Source organism: Paenibacillus sp. UASWS1643 (assembly GCF_008693195.1).
GTDB lineage: Bacteria > Bacillota > Bacilli > Paenibacillales > Paenibacillaceae > Paenibacillus > Paenibacillus amylolyticus_B.
In genome coordinates this window covers 112046-131220 of record NZ_VXKZ01000103.1, presented here as the reverse complement: position 1 = coordinate 131220, position 19175 = coordinate 112046, and the positions used below count along the sequence as shown (strand labels likewise).

Genomic DNA, 19175 nt, shown 5'->3' with positions numbered 1-19175 from the left:
ACAGGGGGAGCAATCATGAGAACTTTGAAACGCACTTGGCCATTCCACGTTATGCTGTTGCCAGCCATTATCTTTCTGATTATTTTCAGTTATGTGCCTATGGGCGGGATCATTATGGCATTCCAGAACTACAAGCCATGGCTTGGGATTAGCGGTTCTGAATGGGTTGGGCTGGACAACTTTAGATATCTGTTTGAACGTGAAGACAGCTTACAGGTCATCTGGAACACATTGATTATTGCTGTACTTAAACTGATTTTTAATTTATTTGTTCCATTTGTTTTTGCCATTCTTTTGAATGAGGTTCGCAAGATGGCTATACAGCGAACGATTCAAACACTTGTCTATTTACCTCACTTCTTGTCCTGGGTCATTCTGGGCGGGATTTTGATAGATCTGTTGTCAACAGGCGGCTTGGTTAACCGGGTTCTGGGAACCTTTGGACTCGGGCCATATTTCTTCCTTGGAGACAACAGTTGGTTCCGATCTACGGTCATTCTGACAGATGTGTGGAAAGAATTTGGCTATAACATGATTGTCTTTCTGGCTGCCCTTGCCGGAATTAATCCAGCATTGTACGAAGCAGCGGAAATTGACGGAGCAGGACGCTGGAAACAGACACTGCACATTACAATTCCTTCACTTGTGCCGATGCTGATGGTTGTAGGAACACTGGCACTTGGTAACGTACTGAATGCCGGATTTGACCAGATTTTCAACTTGTATAACCCGCTCGTATATCAAACGGGTGACATCATTGATACATTCGTATATCGTTCCGCAATGCAAAACGGTGAGATGGGCTTTGCAACGGCGATCGGATTATTCAAATCGGTTATTAGCATGATCTTGATTCTTGTATCTTACAGCTTAGCCAAAAAATACGCTGGATACCGCATATTCTAAACGAATGAACAGAGAAAGAAGGGACCACGATGTATCATAAATCATTGCCTTATCGCGTGTTTAATATAGTCAATACCTGCTTTCTGATTCTAATTGCCATCATGTGTATCATACCGATGGTTCATGTACTGGCGGTATCCTTTAGTACAAAGGCTGCTGCCGATGCAAATTTGGTCAATCTCTGGCCTGTAGGTTTCTCTCTTGAGGCATACAAAAAGACAATGAACAATCCAATTTTCTTGAACTCACTCTGGATTTCACTTCTACGTACAGTAATTGGTACAGCTATTACCTTGCTGATCACGTTCCTGGCAGCGTATCCGTTGTCCAAAGAGAATAGTGAATTCAAAGGCAGAACAATCTACTCCTGGATTTTTGTATTCAGTATGATTTTTAACGGGGGACTGGTGCCATTCTACATGGTTATCCAGAAGATCGGGTTGATGGATTCCTTCTGGGTACTGGTACTCCCTGGGGCAGTTAACACATTCCTTGTCATTCTGATGCTGAACTTCTTCCGCGGTATTCCAAAAGAACTGGAAGAAGCGGCGCTCATGGATGGAGCTAACCATTTCAGAACATTGTTCAGTATCTTCCTTCCCATTTCGATGCCGTCCATTGCAACAATTGCATTGTTCAGTATGGTGTTCCACTGGAATTCCTGGTTTGATGGATTGCTCTACATGAATAACGCCAAGGATTACCCACTTGCTACATTTATGCAAACAGTCATTATTGGACGTGACATGAGTAGCATGAGCATGAATCCAAAAGAAATGGAAGCTCTCTCTCAAACTACGGTAAGGGCAGCTCAGATCTTCATCGGAAGTGCACCAATCTTGATTGTGTATCCTTTCCTGCAACGTTTCTTTGTCAAAGGTATGACGTTGGGCTCAGTTAAAGGCTGAGCCTGTACCCCAAATTAATGGAGGTTGATACAGTGAGCAATTTGACGGAAAAGACATTCATTCTGGGAATGGATGTGTCCTTTATGGATGAAATCGAACAGCATGGCGGGAGTTACAGTGATGTGGATGGCAAGGAACAAGACTTGCTGTCCATCCTGAAGATTAATGACACTAACGCGATACGACTTCGAATCTGGAATGATCCTGTTGGTGGATTCTGCAATCTGGAGCGGACGGTGGAGGTAGCCAAACGGATCAAGGAACAGGGATTGAAATTTTTGCTTGATTTCCATTATTCTGATCGCTGGGCTGATCCAGCCAATCAATGGAAGCCGAAAGCATGGGAAAATCTGTCCTATGAAGAGCTTCAACGTGCGGTATGTATGTATACGGCTGACGTTCTGAGAACGTTGAAGGAACACGATGCGCTTCCGGACATGGTGCAGGTGGGCAACGAGATTACACCAGGCATGTTATGGAATGAGGGACGTGTCGGTGGAGAAGAGCATGATACGGATGAACAGTGGGAGCGTTTTGCAGGCCTTGTGAAGTACGGAATTGCTGCGGTCAAATCCGTTGACGCGGATATTCAGATTATGATACATATTGATCGTGGTGGAGATAACGCCGAGAGCCGCAAGTTTTACGATCGCTTTGAAGCACTGGGTGTGGAGTTTGATATCATTGGTCTCTCGTATTACCCTTGGTGGCATGGCACACTTGATGCGTTACGTGACAATCTTCATGATCTGGCTGAGCGTTATGGCAAACCGATCAATGTAGTTGAAACCGCTTATCCATGGACGCTGGAACAGCCGGAAGGCATTGAATGGATTTTGAATCAGGAAGATATGTTGTTACCAGGATACCCTGCAAGTGTAGAGGGACAGACCAAATATCTGAAGGATCTATTGCAGATTATTCGCGAAGTTCCTGGTGGTTTGGGGCACGGATTCTATTATTGGGAACCTGCCTGGATACCAAGTAAAGAAGAATGGTCCGTCGGTCATCCGAATAACTGGGGCAACCTCACCATGTTTGATTTTAAAGGTCGCAAGTTGGAATCGTTTACAGCACTTGCTACTGCAGAAGAATCAGATGTCGTGACATATGTGTAATCTAGCGTAATACGTATTTTCTGTGAAGTCGTTGTTATCGTATATAAATTAAAAAAAACTGTAATTAAAGCAAGGGAGTTGTCCTTATGACATACAAATTTCCACCTGTAAGTTCCAAAGCCCCGCACATGTTGCATGGCGCAGACTATAACCCGGAGCAATGGCTCCGCTACCCTGAAGTTCTGGAAGAAGATATTCGCTTGATGAAGCTTGCCAAGTGTAACGTGATGTCCATTGGTATCTTCTCATGGGTATCCCTTGAGCCGGAAGAGGGTGTATACACGTTTGAATGGCTGGATCAGGTTTTGGATCGTTTTGCAGCAAACGGCATCTATGCATTCCTGGCTACACCAAGTGGTGCCAGACCTGCCTGGATGTCCGCGAAGTACCCGGAAGTGCTCCGTGTATCCGAGAAGCGTGTCCGCAATCTGCATGGTTTCCGTCACAACCATTGTTATACTTCCCCGGTATACCGTGAGAAGGTTACTGCGATCAACACAAAACTGGCAGAGCGTTATTCGGATCATCCGGCTGTAATCGGCTGGCATATCTCAAACGAGTTCGGCGGAGACTGTCATTGTGATTATTGTCAGGAAGCGTTCCGTGGTTGGGTTCAGAATAAGTATCAAACACTCGATGAACTGAATCATTCGTGGTGGACCACATTCTGGAGCCATACGGTTACAGACTGGAGTCAAGTGGAATCTCCGGCTCCACACGGTGAGACACAGGTACACGCAATGAATCTGGACTGGCGCCGTTTCGTTACGGATCAGACAGCTGATTTTATCGTGCATGAAACGAAACCATTGAAAGCTCAGAATCCCGATCTGCCAGTCACAACCAACCTGATGGAATTCTATGGCGGTCTGAACTATTGGAAGTTTGCCGATATTCTGGACTTCCTCTCTTGGGACAGTTATCCGACTTGGCATGATGCAGATGACGACGCGAAACAGGCATCCCGGATCGCAATGATGCATGATATCGTTCGTTCCATCAAAGGCGGTCAGCCGTTCTTGCTGATGGAGAGTACTCCAAGTTCGACGAATTGGCAGGATGTCAGCAAGCTGAAAAAACCGGGCATGCATCTGCTCTCTTCTCTCCAGGCTGTTGCGCACGGTTCCGATAGTGTTCAGTACTTCCAGTGGAGAAAAAGCCGGGGGTCCAGTGAGAAACTTCATGGTGCGGTGGTAGACCACGTAGGAACGGAACACACACGTGTGTTCCAAGATGTAACCGACGTAGGAACGGCTCTTGAAGGCATGGAAGCCATTGTAGGAACAGCGGTTCCGGCAGAAGTTGCAATCATATTTGATTGGGAAAACCGCTGGGCCGTTAATGATTCCCAGGGTCCACGCAATATCGGTGTGAAGTATGAGCAGACCGTGGAAGAGCATTATGAAGCATTCTGGAAAAAGGGAGTCGCTGTAGACGTTATTGATATGGATGCAGATCTGTCCAAATACAAGTTGCTGATTGCTCCAATGCTCTATCTGGTACGTGAAGGTGTCGGGGAACGCATTGAGAAGTTTGTAGAACAAGGTGGTACGTTTGTAGCAACTTACTGGTCTGGTATTGTTAACGAAAACGATCTGTGTTTCCTGGGTGGATTCCCAGGCCCACTGCGTAAGACACTTGGCATCTGGTCCGAGGAAATTGACGGACTGCATGATCGTGATCTGAACGGAATCATTCCGGAGAAGGGCAATGAGCTTCAGCTCAATACAGCGTATGATGCAATTGAACTGTGTGATCTGATTCATCTGGAAGGCGCGAAGTCCCTGGCTACATACCGTTCTGACTTCTATGCGGGACGCCCGGCATTGACGGTTAACCAGTTAGGTTCAGGAAAAGCTTATTATGTAGCGACACGTCTGAAAGCACCATTCTATGATGATTTCTATGCGAAACTAATCGCTGACCTGAACATTGAGCGTGGACTTGAAACCGAGCTGCCTGTCGGAACAACGGCACATACGCGTACAGATGGTACAGCTGATTATGTGTTTGTACAGAACTACACACCAGATGAGAAGCTGGTTGAACTAGATGGACAGTCCTATACCGATCTGCTCAGTGGTGATGCTGTGGAAGCAAGTCTCAGCTTGAAGCCATATGACATTTGTGTTCTGCGCAGACCGGCTACCCGAAAATAATATAGGTTCATCCTTACTTTATAAACGGAGTTAGGATAGAAAAAGAGTGCCCTGAACGCCTGCATTGGTGTTCAGGGCATCTTTTTTATTTTATGTATTTGGCTGTTGAACGACTTTTTCTGGACAAGATAAAGGATAAACGTGTCCACGCAGCGAAGACAAACACGTAACATGTAACTCAAGACTTTCAGTCTGGGAGGAATGGAAATGAATCAAAGAAATCTGGATGGTAACAGCATTATTATTCGACTGGAAATGACAACTAAGGATATTAAGTTTGGCGAAGTGGCTTCGGCCATCTCGGAAGCTGGGGGAGACATCATTGCCATCGACGTGATTTCCACCAATCAGGATGTAAGCGTGCGCGACTTGACGGTCGCCGTTACAGATGCACAAGATAACAGTAAAATTATAGAAGGGGTGCGCCAGCTTAAAGGTGTGTCCATTATTAATGTATCGGATCGGACGTTCCTGCTTCATCTGGGCGGTAAGATCGAAGTAACACCAAAGACCCCGATTCAAAACCGGGAAGATCTGTCACGTGTGTACACACCGGATGTGGCTCGTGTATGTTCAGCCATTTCAGAAGAACCTGGCAAAGCCTTCTCATTGACAATTAAACGGAATACAGTGGCCGTCATATCGGATGGCAGTGCGGTGCTTGGACTTGGTAATATTGGTCCTCGTGCAGCGATGCCTGTCATGGAAGGTAAAGCGATGTTATTCAAACAGTTTGCAGGTGTGGATGCTTTTCCGATCTGCCTGGACACACAGGATACCGAGGAAATCATACGTACTGTGAAAGCGATATCACCTGGTTTTGGCGGCATTAATCTGGAGGATATCTCGTCACCGCGTTGTTTCGAAATTGAACGTCGTCTGAATGAGGAATTGGACATTCCTGTATTTCATGATGACCAGCATGGCACAGCGGTTGTGTTATATGCCGGTCTGATCAATGCGCTCAAACTGGTGGGCAAGTCCATTGAAGATGTGAAGATTGTGGTCTGCGGTATTGGTGCAGCAGGTGTAGCTTGCAGCAACATATTATTGTCTGCAGGAGCCAGTCGACTTATTGGTGTCGATCGTGAGGGTGCGATTGTACGGACACAAACCTATGAGAATGAAGTCTGGAGTGATTATGCAGCTCGTACCAACCCGGAACTGGAAACCGGATCACTGCGCGATGTCATCCGTGGAGCGGACGTGTTCATTGGCCTGTCCCGCGGCAATCTGTTAACTCGCGAAGATGTGCAGACCATGGCAGAAGATCCAATCGTGTTTGCGATGGCAAACCCGGTACCTGAGATAATGCCTGCATTGGTGGAAGACATTGTGGCGGTAATGGCAACAGGCCGATCCGATTATCCGAATCAGATCAACAACGTGTTATGTTTCCCGGGTATCTTCAGGGCAGTTCTGGATTGCAGAGCCACCGAAATTAATGAAGAAATGAAGTTGGCAGCTGCGCAAGCGATTGCTTCGGCCATTACGGATGAAGAGCGTACACGTTATTACATTATTCCGAGTGTGTTCAATGATAAAGTGGTCAAATCGATGCGCAGTCGCGTGATTGAAGCAGCTATTAAGACGGGTGTAGCTCGGCGTATTCCGCGTGAACAGGCCCGTGAAGGCGGGGAATCGTAAGATGTCAGAGAACCCTCTTCAATCTGGTGGGAATCTGCAGGAATTAGGGCACATGCATAATATAGATGGAATAACGACAGGAGAGGCTGTTCTGCGCGCCGCCCGATCCTTTGTTCAAGGGGACTCATCCAAGCATAGTGATGGTCATGACTGGCCGCACATTGAACGGGTAACCGCACTTGCGGTTGAACTCGCTCACCGCATGGGTGCAGATCCATTTGTCAGCGAACTGGCTGCTTTATTACATGATGTACCGGATGAGAAGCTGAATGAGAGCTTGGAAGCCGGGATGGCTAAACTGAATGACTGGCTGGATACCCAGCCTCTTGACCCGGATATACGTAATAAGGTTGTGGGTATTATTAGCACCATCTCATATGCGGGAGGCCAGCGTCCTGCGGTCAGTTCGCTTGAAGCACAGGTTGTTCAGGATGCGGATCGACTGGATGCACTGGGTGCGATTGGGATCGCGCGAACCTTTGCCTTTTCAGGAGCCAGAGGGCGCGAGATGTACGACCCGTCCCTCCTCCCACGGGAGCATATGACCCGTGAGGAATATCGTAATGGGCGCAGCACAACGATAAATCACTTTTACGAGAAGTTGTTCAAGCTCAAGGATCTGATGAATACCTCCTATGGCAGGGAGCTGGCGGAACAGCGTCATGATTATATGGTGCAGTTTGTGGACCAGTTCAAAAGGGAATGGGAGGGCACGGACCGTTAGGCAGGCATCATAAGCATGAGTATTCCACAGAGGTATAGTAAGTAACAGAGGCGAATCTTTGAAGTGGAGAAATCCATTTTGAAGATTTGCTTCTTTTTGGGTTAATAATGTGTATTAACATACATAAAGAAATCAATTTCATAATAACTCTGACTTATGACATGGCAACGGAAGACCTTACATGGTACAATAAATCGTTCTCCTGAATGAATTCAGGCAAAAAAAGAAATATGGGGTAATAATGAACATGATTATCAAATGTAAAATTTCAGGTTCGGTAAAGAGGAGGGGTCACAACCATGTCGTTTGGTGCACGTGTACTTAAGACGGGGATCGCGGTCACGCTTGCCTTGTACCTAAGCAGCCTGTTCTTGAACCCGCAATCTCCCGTGCCTGCCGCAATTGCGGCTATATTCGCCATGCAGCCTTCCATCTATCGTTCCTGGAAATACTTTCTGGATCAATTGCAAACAACCACGCTGGGAGCTATTGTGGCCCTGGTGGGAGGCATGGTGTTGTCCAATGAGCCAATCGCTGTTGGATTAATTATTGTACTTGTCATCATGATCTGTCTTAAATTGAATATGGGTGAGACGGTTGGTCTGACACTGGTCACGGTTGTATCCATTATGGAAGCCTCGGGTGACTGGCATTTTGCACTCAATCGTTTTCTGTTGACACTGGTTGGTATCGTATCGGCGTTTCTCATTAACATTACGGTATTTCCTCCGAAACCGAAGGTTCAGTTCGTGAAGCAGATCCATAGTGTATTCAGCGGTATGTCCTTACTTCTGCGAACCTCGATCTCGGATGAGATCAAGGAAGTTGTATTCCGGGAGGAGAAAAGCAACCTTGGTGGTTCCATTAAGTCTTTGTCCGACAAGTATAACTTGTTCGAAGAGGAACAGAAAAAGATGAAACGTTCGAAATTCAGCGAAACACGTCAGATGGTGGTCTATAAACAAATGCTGCTGAGTCTGCAAAAAGGATATGAGGTGCTGGATTCGGTGGAACGCCACTATTTCCAGGCACCGCGGACAACGGCCATGGATCAGTTTTTTGACTCACATCTTGAACTGGTTATCAAATTCCATGAGCATGCATTGCTCAAGTTCGAGGATAAGCTGAAACCTAATGGAGAAGAGGCAGCACAGTTTGTATTGGATAATGACCGTTTCATGGAGCAGGCGATCACCCAGTTTGATATCGACAAGGAAGGAATGTTACGATTGTCCATCGTGGCTGCGGCGATTTATGATTACGGATATCAGTTGGAACGTCTGAATCGACTTGCCGAGCATGTGCATAGCGCCAGTGAAGACAAAGAATCACAGGACAAAATCCTGAATTGGCTCAAGTGGCCTTAATGAGAATTGCGCACCTGCTTGGCGATCATATACAATGGAACTACAACATTGCCCGGACAATCGTGTCCGGGTTGTTTTGTCGTACATACAGCTGAATGGCATGAATTAATATTAACGAACTGAGGGATAGAGACATGATTATAGAGGAATTGGACGCTGAACTAATGGAATGGTTGAGTGGGACAAATCTGGAGCATAAACAGCATGAAGCCATGCAACTGCTAACCGTATCTGAGGATCAATGGCCGCATCATGCGATGATCAGTATGGGGGAAGTGATTGCGATAAATCCACATCAGCTTAGACTTGCTTTATGGCCAGGTACACAGACCAGTATGAACATGAGCAAAACAGGCAAGGCTACCTTGATTGCGGTTCAAGGACATCGATTGCTGCATATCCGTATAGAAGTAGAACGGCTGTCTGAGATTAAGGGCGCTGTTCATCCGAGAGATCGTTTTGAAGCACAAGTGCTCCATGTACGTGTGGATCACGCGCCATATGCGGAGATCACTTCAGGAATAACCTTTCAATTAAAAGATGAATTTGGAGCAATTACACGCTGGAAAGAGACGATTGAAGAATTGCGAAAATAGGCAGGAGTAGCTAAATAGATGAGGACCCGGTGATTGGGTAATAATGAAGAAGAAAACAACAAAAAACGCCTCCGCTTGCATCGGGACGTTGTCACTGGTACAATAAAAAATGGTTTTCGGAAATTAGAACTAATTAACATATTATTAAAATTTTTACTTTCTAATAATTATACCATTGCCTTTTCGGGCTTGTCAAATGGGATTTTGAGGATACAATCCGGGGAAAGAGGGGCTATTAACATATGAGTACAGATCAGCAATGGAATGAGGAACAACAACGGGTCAACACCGTGACCGATCAGATTGAACGCAAGATCACAACGTTAGAAGATGAAGTAGGCTCCTTCCGTGACGAAGTGGTTGGAATGAGAAAAGACTTTTGGGACGAAGTCACGATGAACTTTAGTGAAGCGGACGATGTCGGAGAGACATCAACCAGCATGCGGCAGCAGTCACAGGTACTATCCGATCGGGAGCGCAGCCATCTAAATACAGCGGCTGCGTTGGACAAAATGAAACGACTGCATCACTCACCATATTTCGGCCGCATTGATTTCAAGGAAGACGGGTATCCAAATGCAGAACGCATTTATCTGGGCATTGCATCGTTGCTGGATGAGAAGGAAGAATCCTTTCTGGTCTACGACTGGCGTGCGCCGATCTCTAACCTGTATTATGACGGAGCACCGGGTCCAATCACGTATCATACACCCAGTGGAGAGATCAGCGGTGATATAGAGATGAAGCGGCAGTTTGTCATTCGGGACGGACGTATCCGGTTTATGTTTGACACAGGGGTTACGATTGGTGATGAGCTGTTGCAGGCCGTGCTCAGTCGAACTTCGGATGCACAGATGAAGAGTATTGTAGCGACCATTCAGAAGGAGCAAAACCGGATTATCCGCAATGACCGGACACGCATGCTTATTGTGCAAGGCGCAGCCGGCAGTGGCAAAACATCGGCGGCACTCCAGCGTGTAGCATATCTTCTCTATAAATACCGCGAGCATCTGCAAGCAGATCAGATGGTTCTTTTTTCACCGAATCCAATGTTCAACAGTTATGTCTCCACGGTACTGCCTGAGCTTGGGGAGGAAAACATGTTGCAAACGACCTTCCAGGAGTATTTGGAGCGCCGTTTGGGTCGTGAATATCAACTGGAAGACCCGTTTATTCAGCTTGAATATGTACTTACGGGGACGGAAGATCCCGATTACGATGTTCGCATGTCCAGCATTCGCTTCAAGTCGTCCGAAACTTTCCTCAAGGTTATTACACGTTATAAGGAAAGCATGTTGTCAGGTGGCATGAAATTCAAGCCGGTACGCTTCCAGGGCCGAGCGATTGTCACGTCAGAGGCTATGGCTGAGAAATTCTATAGTTTCGAATCGTCCGTTAAGCTGGTGAGTCGACTGGAGATGTTGCGGGACTGGATGCTGAAAGAACTGTCTGCCTTTGGTAAAGGTGAACTGGATGCGCCTTGGGTTGATCAGCAGCTTGATCTAATGGAGCCGGAGGATCTGCAACGTGCGTATCAACGGTTGAAGCGTAAACAAAAAGGAAAGACCCACACGTTTAATGACTTCGAGCAGGAAAGAGAAATTCTGGCACGTATGGTGGTCAGTGACCGACTCAAACCGTTGCGGAAATGGATCAAGTCCTTACGATTCGTTGATATAAGACAATTATATGCACATCTGTTCAACGATGAGGCTCAGATGGTGCGACTGCTGGGTGACGAAGCGCTGCCTGCTCAATGGGATGAAATCTGTAAGATGACTTTACGCAGGTTGAAGCTTCAGGAGTTGGCATATGAAGATATTACGCCATATTTGTACTTGCGTGAGCTTATGCTTGGATTCCATATTAACTCCAATATTCGCCATGTCATCATTGATGAAGCTCAGGATTATTCTGCGTTTCAGTTGGCATTTATGAAGAGATTGTTCCCTCGGGCGAAAATAACAGCACTTGGTGACTTTAATCAGGCAATCTATGCCCACTCTTCTGTACTTAGTGGAACAGGACCCTTGACTAATCTGTATGGACCAGACAACACGGAAGTCATTGAGCTGACCAGAAGTTATCGTTCTACCCGGGAGATCGTGGAGTTTACCCGTGGCATGGTGCCTGGTGGGGAAGAGATCATTCCATTTAACCGTAGCGGCGAGAAGCCTAAAGTTATCGTTTCTTCTGATTCCGATCGTCATATGAATGTCATCACGACAGACCTCAAGCACTTGATTGAGGAAGGGTATGAATCAGTTGCAGTGATCTGCAAGACCGCCGAAGAGAGCAGAGAGGTACATGCTGCATTGAGCAAGATACTGCCCTCAGCACCGAAGTTAATTAAGAAAACGACGCTGGCTTTTGAACAGGGTGTTCATGTCATTCCTGCGTATCTGGCCAAAGGTGTGGAATTTGATGCTGTCCTGATCTATGACGGCTCTGCGGAGCAGTACGCCCATGAGCATGAACGCAAATTGTTCTACACGGCTTGTACGCGAGCGATGCATCTGTTGCACGTTTACTGCGTGGGCACACCGAGTCCTTTCATTACCTCGCAGTCGGAAGAATGGTATGATCTTGGCAAGGTGTCTGCTGCGCAAGTGGACTGACATATCACATTCATGTGCATGAAGAAGGCTTCCGTTCAGTGGAACGGGAGTCTTTCTGTATATGATACATATATCGGGAAGAAGCTAACTTCACGAGGGAAGTATACATGATGAGATTCCAGCCATATAGGTGATCGTATGGAATGAAAATACCTAACGTGAATCCGTAAGGATTGGGTTCTGTGGATAAATATGACTCCATAATTTGTATTGAGGCACAATGGATGTTATTTTTCTTTACACATGAGGTCTGGACTCATATAATCGTAACAATATATTTTTTTTGGATCGTTTATTAAAGGAGGCAACAATATGAACAAATCATCTTTTGAACGGCAGCTTATGGCCGATTGTGTACCGGATCTGGTCGCTACAGCCCGGGGAGATATGCCAGCGACTTTGGTCATTCGGGGAGGCACGCTCGTAAACGTGATATCAGGTGAGATTTTGCCTGAGATGTCCATAGCTGTACAAGGAGCTCGAATCGCTTATGTTGGTAAAGATGTAAGCCACACGATCGGAGAACATACCCGGATTATTGAAGCGAACGGCAAATATATCGCTCCTGGATTGCTGGATGGACACTGCCATATTGAAAGTACTCAGATGAAAGTAACCGAGTTTGCGAGAGCGGTATTGCCTTCAGGCACGACCGGAGGTTTCTTTGACCCGCATGAGATCTCCAACGTGCTTGGTCTCAAAGGTCTGAGACTGATGCTGGATGAAGCGCGGACCACACCGATGGCTGCTTATATGCAGGTGGCTTCCTGTGTGCCTTCCACCCATCCGGGATTGGAGACAACAGGTGCATATATCGGGCCTGAAGAGGTAGCTGAGGCTCTTTCCTGGGGGCCGGACATGATTGGCCTTGGTGAAGTGATGAACTTCCCTGGGGTAGTCTATGGGGACGAGACGATGATCGGTGAGATACAGGCGACCCTCCGGGCAGGTAAAGTGGCAGACGGTCATTTCACCTGGGCTGCAGATGACTGGCGTCTGCCAGCCTACGCAGCGAGTGGCGTTACAGGGGATCATGAATGTGTGACCAAGGAAGACGTGGTGGAACGTCTGCGTCTCGGGATGTATGCGAAGATGCGCCAAGGTTCCGCATGGCATGACGTGGCAGAGACGATCAAAGCCTGCACTGAGCTTGGACTGGATACACGCCGGATGATGCTGGTTACTGATGATCGAAGCTCTGAGTCGCTGCTTAAAGAAGGACATATGGACTTTGTGGTTCGTCTAGCGATCTCTCAAGGCGTGAAGCCCGTCACGGCTTTCCAGATGGCTACGATTAACACGGCTGAGCGATTCGGTGTTGCACGCGACATCGGTGCGGTGATTCCTGGCAATATAGCCGATATTATTCTGCTGGACGGCCGTTTGGCGGATGTACGTGTGGGCATGACGATTGCTGCTGGGCAAGTAGTGGCTGAGAACGGGAAAATGACGGCGGTCTGGGACAGCTTCACGTACCCGGAGGAAGCGCTGAACACGGTGAAGTTAGAAGCTAATATTCAGCCAGAAGATCTGGAGTTGGCTGCGCCGATTCAAGAGGGGATCATTGGTGCCAAAATCATTCATGTCACAGAGAACCATGTGGATACGAAAGAGAAACACCTGCCTGTCACGGTAGAGAATGGCAAGGTTGTCGTTTCAACTGCAGGGGAAGTATGCAAAATTGCGGTATTGGAGCGTCACAAACAAACGGGGAATCGGGCGATTGCTCTTGTTGGAGGCATCGGCTTCACATCACCTGCAGCGATTGCGATGACGGTTGCACATGATAGTCACAATCTGTTGATTATAGGTAATGATGATGCCCTAATGGCCGAAGCCGGTAACCGTGTCATTCGTATGCAAGGTGGGGTGGCCGTGGTAACGGGAGCAGGTGTAACCGAATTCCCGCTTCGAATTGCAGGTTTGATGTCAACCGAGTCTTTCGAAGTGGTTGCAGCCCAATCGGCAGCAGTCAGTGAAGCCTTACAGTCTGCAGGATGTACGTTGAATAATGCGTTCATGACCCTTTCGTTGCTCGCGCTGGTTGTGATTCCAGAACTACGTTTGTCTGACAAGGGGCTTGTGCGCATCTCGGCAGAAGGTATTGAACTGGTGTCCCTTTTCGATGAAGTGGTTGACAATACACTTGTAGCTCCTTCGGGTAATGAATAAACGGAAACTTCGACTAGACATCATTAAATAGGGTTCCATATAAAGCCGCCTTAGGGCGGTTTTTTTGTGTATTTTGGGAGAAAACGCTTTCTAGGTCTTCTGGAGCTTGGTGTACATATGGCAATAATGACTGAAGTCATGCTGGAATAAGGATTGAATTTGAAAATAATGAATAATTGTGACTTTTGAACTATACATACAGAACTACGAATTCCCGAAATATAGTTATATGATTCTTTCGTAGTGAGTCTTAAAGATGATTTTGCATATAAAAGCAATTCAAATTCGTCGTACCTAATAGGCATCCATTAAATGAATATGAAACGACACAATTTCATCCAGATTTGCACGTCAGAGCTGATAACTTCAGAGGGAGTGTACAAATATGAAAAGCAAAAGGGGTTACCGTTTTATCTTATTACTGAGTTGTTTGATCCTGTGTGCGAGCACAGCCTGTTCTTCCAAAGCCATTGCGGATGGTTCAGTCGACAGTTATGCAACGATTCATGGAGAACTTGATGTGCCAGTGAGAGCGACTTGGGTATGGGATACCACCCAGATCCGAAGTAATCCTCAAGAGGTGTTAAATTACGCTACAGCGAACAAGATCAATACGATCTATCTGCAGTTGAACCGGGATATAAAGATTCCTGAGTATAAAAGTTTTATCCGTCAGGCGAGAGCCAAGAACATTGCGGTGGATGTCATGGATGGAAGATCAGCTTGGGGCTTGACGGAAAGTCGGGAGCAGATTGCATCTTTCCTGGACTGGATCGAGGCATATCAGGCGCAGGCGTTGTCTAATGAGAAGTTTGCTGGTATTCATCTGGATATTGAGCCACATGTGCACCCACAATGGAAAATCAATCAAGCCAGTGTGATTACCCAGTGGCAAGGAAATGTGGAGTACATTGTTGAGCGAGCATCACGGATGAAGATGCCGGTAGGGGCAGATCTGCCTTTCTGGCTGGATAACTACAAAATTCCGGGTTCAACAATGGCCGTAAGCAGCTGGATGATTCGCAAGTTCGATTCCATCACCATTATGGCTTACCGCGATACGGCTGCTGCAATCTATAGTGTAGCGAAGGATGAACTTGCAGAAGCAGCTCTGCTCGGCAAGACGATCTCAATCGCCGTGGAAACAAAGCAAAGCAAGGAAGGCGACTTCATTACTTTTTATGAAGAGGGATCTGCTTATATGGAAGCACAATTGAAGTTGGTCGAAAAAATGGCTTCAGTACATGCGTCCTTTAATGGGTTCTCCGTACATGAGTACACTTCATGGAAGACGCTGAAAAAGTGAGGCCAATGTTAAGCTTCAAAGCGTAAGGTTGATAGCAGCGAGTGAGATGAGTTCTAACTGAGCCAGTGTCGCTCAGATCAGAGCATTATCTTACTCGTTGGCTGGAAAGTTGATAAAGAAGATAAAGAAGGTGTTTGCAGCTGAATAGCTGTGAGCACCTTCTTCTTTTACACCTGAACTAGGGCAGACTCCATTCCTACGTTCTCATAGAACATTTTGCGATACTGTGAAGGTGTAGTGGCTTTATGCTTTTTAAATGTAGTGATGAAGTAGCTTAGATGCTCAAAACCCACATCCATGGCGATATCAACAATTTTGTGATCCGTATTCTCAAGCTGAACACAGGCCTGTTGAACGCGGTAATAGTTAATGTAATCAACCGGGGTTTTCTGCACCATCTGTTTGAAGAAACGGCAGAAGTGTCCTTCGCTCATATTGGCTTCATCGGCCAGTTCTTTCAGCTTTAATGGTTCAGGATAACGTTTGTGAATATAACCGAGCACGGATTTCAGGCGCTCTACCTTGTCATGACTTCCTGTAGCCACGGTGCCTTTGAGCGGAGCAGGTCTCATATGTTCAAACATTCGGGCAAATATGAGGTACAGGTACGCTTTTGTTGACATTTCACACGTTTCGGTTCGGGTAGCATGGTCTGCAAATATACGTTTCAGGAGATCCAGAATTTCTTGTCCCCAATGCTCATCTGCCTTGATATGACTGGGGGGAATCAGCGTTTTGCGTACCAGTGGACCGATGAATTTCTCTTGGACCGTATCGAAGGTACGGCTGCCAAGCAGCTCGGGATTAAATACAATGGAAGAGAATACGCAAGGAACATCGCCCTTCAGATACCCCGCATGAATTTCACCTCGATTGATGAAAATGGCTTCTCCAGCTTGAACCTCAACGGTGTTCATATCGATCTGAAAGACGGCGCAGCCCTTGGTCACCATGGTGAACTCCATCTCATCATGCCAGTGGCAATCGAGAATGCTATCCCCGTTCAGTTGTTGAATATCCGGGTACACACTGACGGGATACATGGCATTGCCGTGAATCCGGTCTTCCCGTAATCGTTCACGTTCCATATCAGATTCTCCTTTTGTATCATTATTAATGTAATCGTTTCCATAGATTGGTGGTGATGTTCAAGAATCGGATGTTTATTATCAAAATCGTGATATATTTGGTCAAAATAAGAGAAGAAATTCGTTATTAATATCAATATTATTATAATATAACCAAAGGGGGAAAGAAAACATGAAATTTACTGATGGATTCTGGATGACTCGTGAAGGGTACCAGATTCAAAACCCAACTGACATTCGTGATATTGTGCAAAAAGAGAATTCTGTGACCGTATATGCGGCAACTAAATATATTCGTACCAAAGGCGACACTCTGAATGGTACATTGCTGAAAGCAACGTACAGCTCACCAATGCCTAACGTTATTCGTGTAACCTTGAATCACCATAAGGGCGGCGTGAAAAAAGGGCCTGTATTTGAGCTTAACACGCAAGATGCAAACGTTGAGATCTCAAAAAATGAACAAGGCGCTGTTTTGAGAAGCGGCAATCTGGAAGTTCAAATCGACAAAACAAACGGTTGGGACATCAGCTTCCTGTATGGAGGAAAACGGATTACAGGTAGCGGTCAAAGAGCTGCTGGTTATATTACAGGTCCAAGCAAGGAAGCGTACTTCCGCGAGCAGCTTGATCTGGGTATTGGTGAATACGTTTATGGACTCGGTGAGCGCTTCACGCCGTTTGTTAAGAATGGCCAAATCGTTGATACCTGGAATGAGGACGGCGGTACAAGCAGTGAGCAGTCCTATAAGAACATTCCGTTTTATTTGTCCAATAAAGGATATGGCGTATTTGTAAACCATCCTGAACGCGTATCATATGAGATTGCATCAGAGAATGTATCTAAAGTTCAGTTCAGCGTAGAAGGCGAGACGTTGGAGTACTTCATTATCGGCGGTGACAATCCAAAGGATGTACTTGATAATTATACGAAATTGACAGGTAAACCAGCGCTTCCACCGGCATGGACATTTGGTCTGTGGCTGACAACATCATTCACAACGGATTATGATGAAGCAACGGTTAACCATTTCGTAGATGGCATGGCTGAACGTGATCTTCCGCTGTCTGTATTCCATTTTGACTGCTTCTGGATGAAGGAATACCAATGGTCTGATTTTGTATGGGATGAAGCGATGTTCCCGGATCCGGAAGGCATGCTTGCACGTCTGAAAGAGAAGGGCCTTAAAATCTGTGCTTGGATCAATCCATATATTGCAGAAAAATCCTACTTGTTCGATGAAGGTATGGAGAACGGTTATCTGGTGAAAACAGCGGATGGCAGTGTATGGCAATGGGATATGTGGCAAGCCGGCATGGCTCTGGTTGATTTCACGAATCCGGATGCTGTGAATTGGTATAAGAGTAAACTGGAAGTCCTGCTTGATCAAGGTGTGGATTCCTTCAAGACCGACTTCGGTGAAAGAATTCCGACAGATGTTGTGTACTTCGATGGTTCTGATCCAGTTAAAATGCACAACTATTATACACAACTCTATAACAAAGCTGTATTTGAATTGCTTGAAGAGAAGATTGGCAAAAACGAAGCTGCCCTGTTTGCACGCTCTGCAACAGCAGGTGGGCAACAATTCCCGGTTCACTGGGGCGGTGACTGCTCTTCCACGTATGAATCCATGGCTGAATCACTTCGCGGCGGCCTCTCATTGGGGCTTTCCGGTTTCGGATTCTGGAGCCATGATATCAGTGGTTTTGAAAGCACAGCGAGCCCTGACGTATACAAACGCTGGGTACAATTCGGACTTTTGTCTTCCCACAGCCGCCTGCACGGAAGCACTTCGTATCGTGTGCCTTGGTTGTTTGACGAGGAATCCGTGGACGTTGTTCGTGACTTTACCAAACTCAAAATCAGCCTGATGCCGTACCTGTACAATTCTGCGGTAGAGTCAACGGTAAAAGGTATTCCGATGATGCGCGCTATGCTGCTGGATTTCCCAGAGGACCCAACAACGTATAGCCTGGATACACAATACATGTTCGGTGATTCAATCCTGGTGGCTCCAATCTTCAACAAGGAAGGCGATGTGCGTTATTACCTGCCTGAAGGAACTTGGACGAACTATCTGACAGGAGCGAAAGTACAAGGTGGACGCTGGATCAGTGAAAACCATGACTTCAAAACACTGCCAATGATGATTAAGCCAAACAGCTTGATCGCTGTGGGTGCGGTGGATAGCAAACCGGATTACGATTTTGCGAATGATGTGTCCTTGCACTTGTTCGAACTGGCTGATGGTCAAACGGCTCAAGCTGTCGTTGTGAACCAAGCTGCAGAGCAGGAGCTGACAGTTAACGTTACACGTAATGGATCAGTGCTGGATGTTCGTGCTGAAGGTGCAGGTAAACCTTGGAACATCGTGCTTCGTGGTATTGAAAGTGTATCCAGCGTTGAAGGTGGTTCCCAAGTGTCTGGTGCAACTGGTGTTGTCGTTACGGCAGCAACAGGCGCAAGCACGCTTACAATCCAACTGTAAAATGATATAGTAAAAGAAAAGGACGGTGCCGAAAGGTGCCGTCTGTTTGTCTACGATGATAGGAGATTGAATGAA

At 46.4% G+C, this 19175-nt stretch carries 13 protein-coding genes; 12 read left to right on the top strand and 1 reads right to left on the bottom strand.

The features are described from left to right. The first annotated feature begins 15 nt into the window (after positions 1 to 15). From FE296_RS10475 to FE296_RS10425, 11 genes are all read left to right on the top strand, one after another. The gene (locus FE296_RS10475) at positions 16 to 906 is read left to right on the top strand and encodes an ABC transporter permease (RefSeq protein WP_074094500.1); all 891 of its coding nucleotides are present in this window, start codon (positions 16 to 18) and stop codon (positions 904 to 906) included. A 29-nt stretch (positions 907 to 935) separates the two neighbouring features. Then, complete coding sequence (locus FE296_RS10470) at positions 936 to 1814, top strand: carbohydrate ABC transporter permease (RefSeq protein ID WP_091032085.1); 879 nt, start codon at positions 936 to 938, stop codon at positions 1812 to 1814. A 32-nt stretch (positions 1815 to 1846) separates the two neighbouring features. Continuing rightward, the gene (locus tag FE296_RS10465; RefSeq protein ID WP_150364914.1) at positions 1847 to 2932 is read left to right on the top strand and encodes a glycoside hydrolase family 53 protein; all 1086 of its coding nucleotides are present in this window, start codon (positions 1847 to 1849) and stop codon (positions 2930 to 2932) included. A gap of 86 nt (positions 2933 to 3018) precedes the next feature. After that, positions 3019 to 5091, top strand: a complete 2073-nt coding sequence (locus tag FE296_RS10460; protein ID WP_150364913.1) for a beta-galactosidase — start codon at positions 3019 to 3021, stop codon at positions 5089 to 5091. Positions 5092 to 5298: 207 nt separating this feature from the next. Then, on the top strand, positions 5299 to 6738 hold the full coding sequence (locus tag FE296_RS10455) for an NAD-dependent malic enzyme (protein ID WP_124113995.1): 1440 nt from the start codon (positions 5299 to 5301) through the stop codon (positions 6736 to 6738). A 1-nt stretch (position 6739) separates the two neighbouring features. Beyond that, complete coding sequence (locus tag FE296_RS10450; RefSeq protein WP_150364912.1) at positions 6740 to 7462, top strand: HD domain-containing protein; 723 nt, start codon at positions 6740 to 6742, stop codon at positions 7460 to 7462. Positions 7463 to 7761: 299 nt separating this feature from the next. Next, complete coding sequence (locus tag FE296_RS10445; protein WP_017689291.1) at positions 7762 to 8829, top strand: FUSC family protein; 1068 nt, start codon at positions 7762 to 7764, stop codon at positions 8827 to 8829. Between the two features lie 134 nt (positions 8830 to 8963). Continuing rightward, positions 8964 to 9425: a pyridoxamine 5'-phosphate oxidase family protein gene (locus FE296_RS10440; protein WP_124113997.1), complete on the top strand. Its 462-nt coding sequence runs from the start codon at positions 8964 to 8966 to the stop codon at positions 9423 to 9425. Positions 9426 to 9667: 242 nt separating this feature from the next. Further along, entirely contained in the window at positions 9668 to 12043 is a 2376-nt protein-coding gene (gene helD, locus FE296_RS10435; protein ID WP_150364911.1) for an RNA polymerase recycling motor HelD, read from the top strand. Between the two features lie 312 nt (positions 12044 to 12355). Continuing rightward, complete coding sequence (locus FE296_RS10430; RefSeq protein ID WP_150364910.1) at positions 12356 to 14215, top strand: adenine deaminase; 1860 nt, start codon at positions 12356 to 12358, stop codon at positions 14213 to 14215. A 385-nt stretch (positions 14216 to 14600) separates the two neighbouring features. Then, positions 14601 to 15521, top strand: coding sequence for a hypothetical protein (locus FE296_RS10425; protein WP_150364909.1), 921 nt, complete (start codon positions 14601 to 14603; stop codon positions 15519 to 15521). A gap of 167 nt (positions 15522 to 15688) precedes the next feature. Here FE296_RS10425 and FE296_RS10420 read toward each other — a convergent pair whose 3' ends face one another. Next, complete coding sequence (locus FE296_RS10420; protein ID WP_150364908.1) at positions 15689 to 16609, bottom strand: AraC family transcriptional regulator; 921 nt, start codon at positions 16607 to 16609, stop codon at positions 15689 to 15691. Positions 16610 to 16781: 172 nt separating this feature from the next. Here FE296_RS10420 and yicI point away from each other — a divergent pair, with 172 nt between their 5' ends. Then, positions 16782 to 19100, top strand: a complete 2319-nt coding sequence (gene yicI, locus FE296_RS10415) for an alpha-xylosidase (RefSeq protein ID WP_150364907.1) — start codon at positions 16782 to 16784, stop codon at positions 19098 to 19100. The last annotated feature ends 75 nt before the right edge of the window (positions 19101 to 19175 follow it).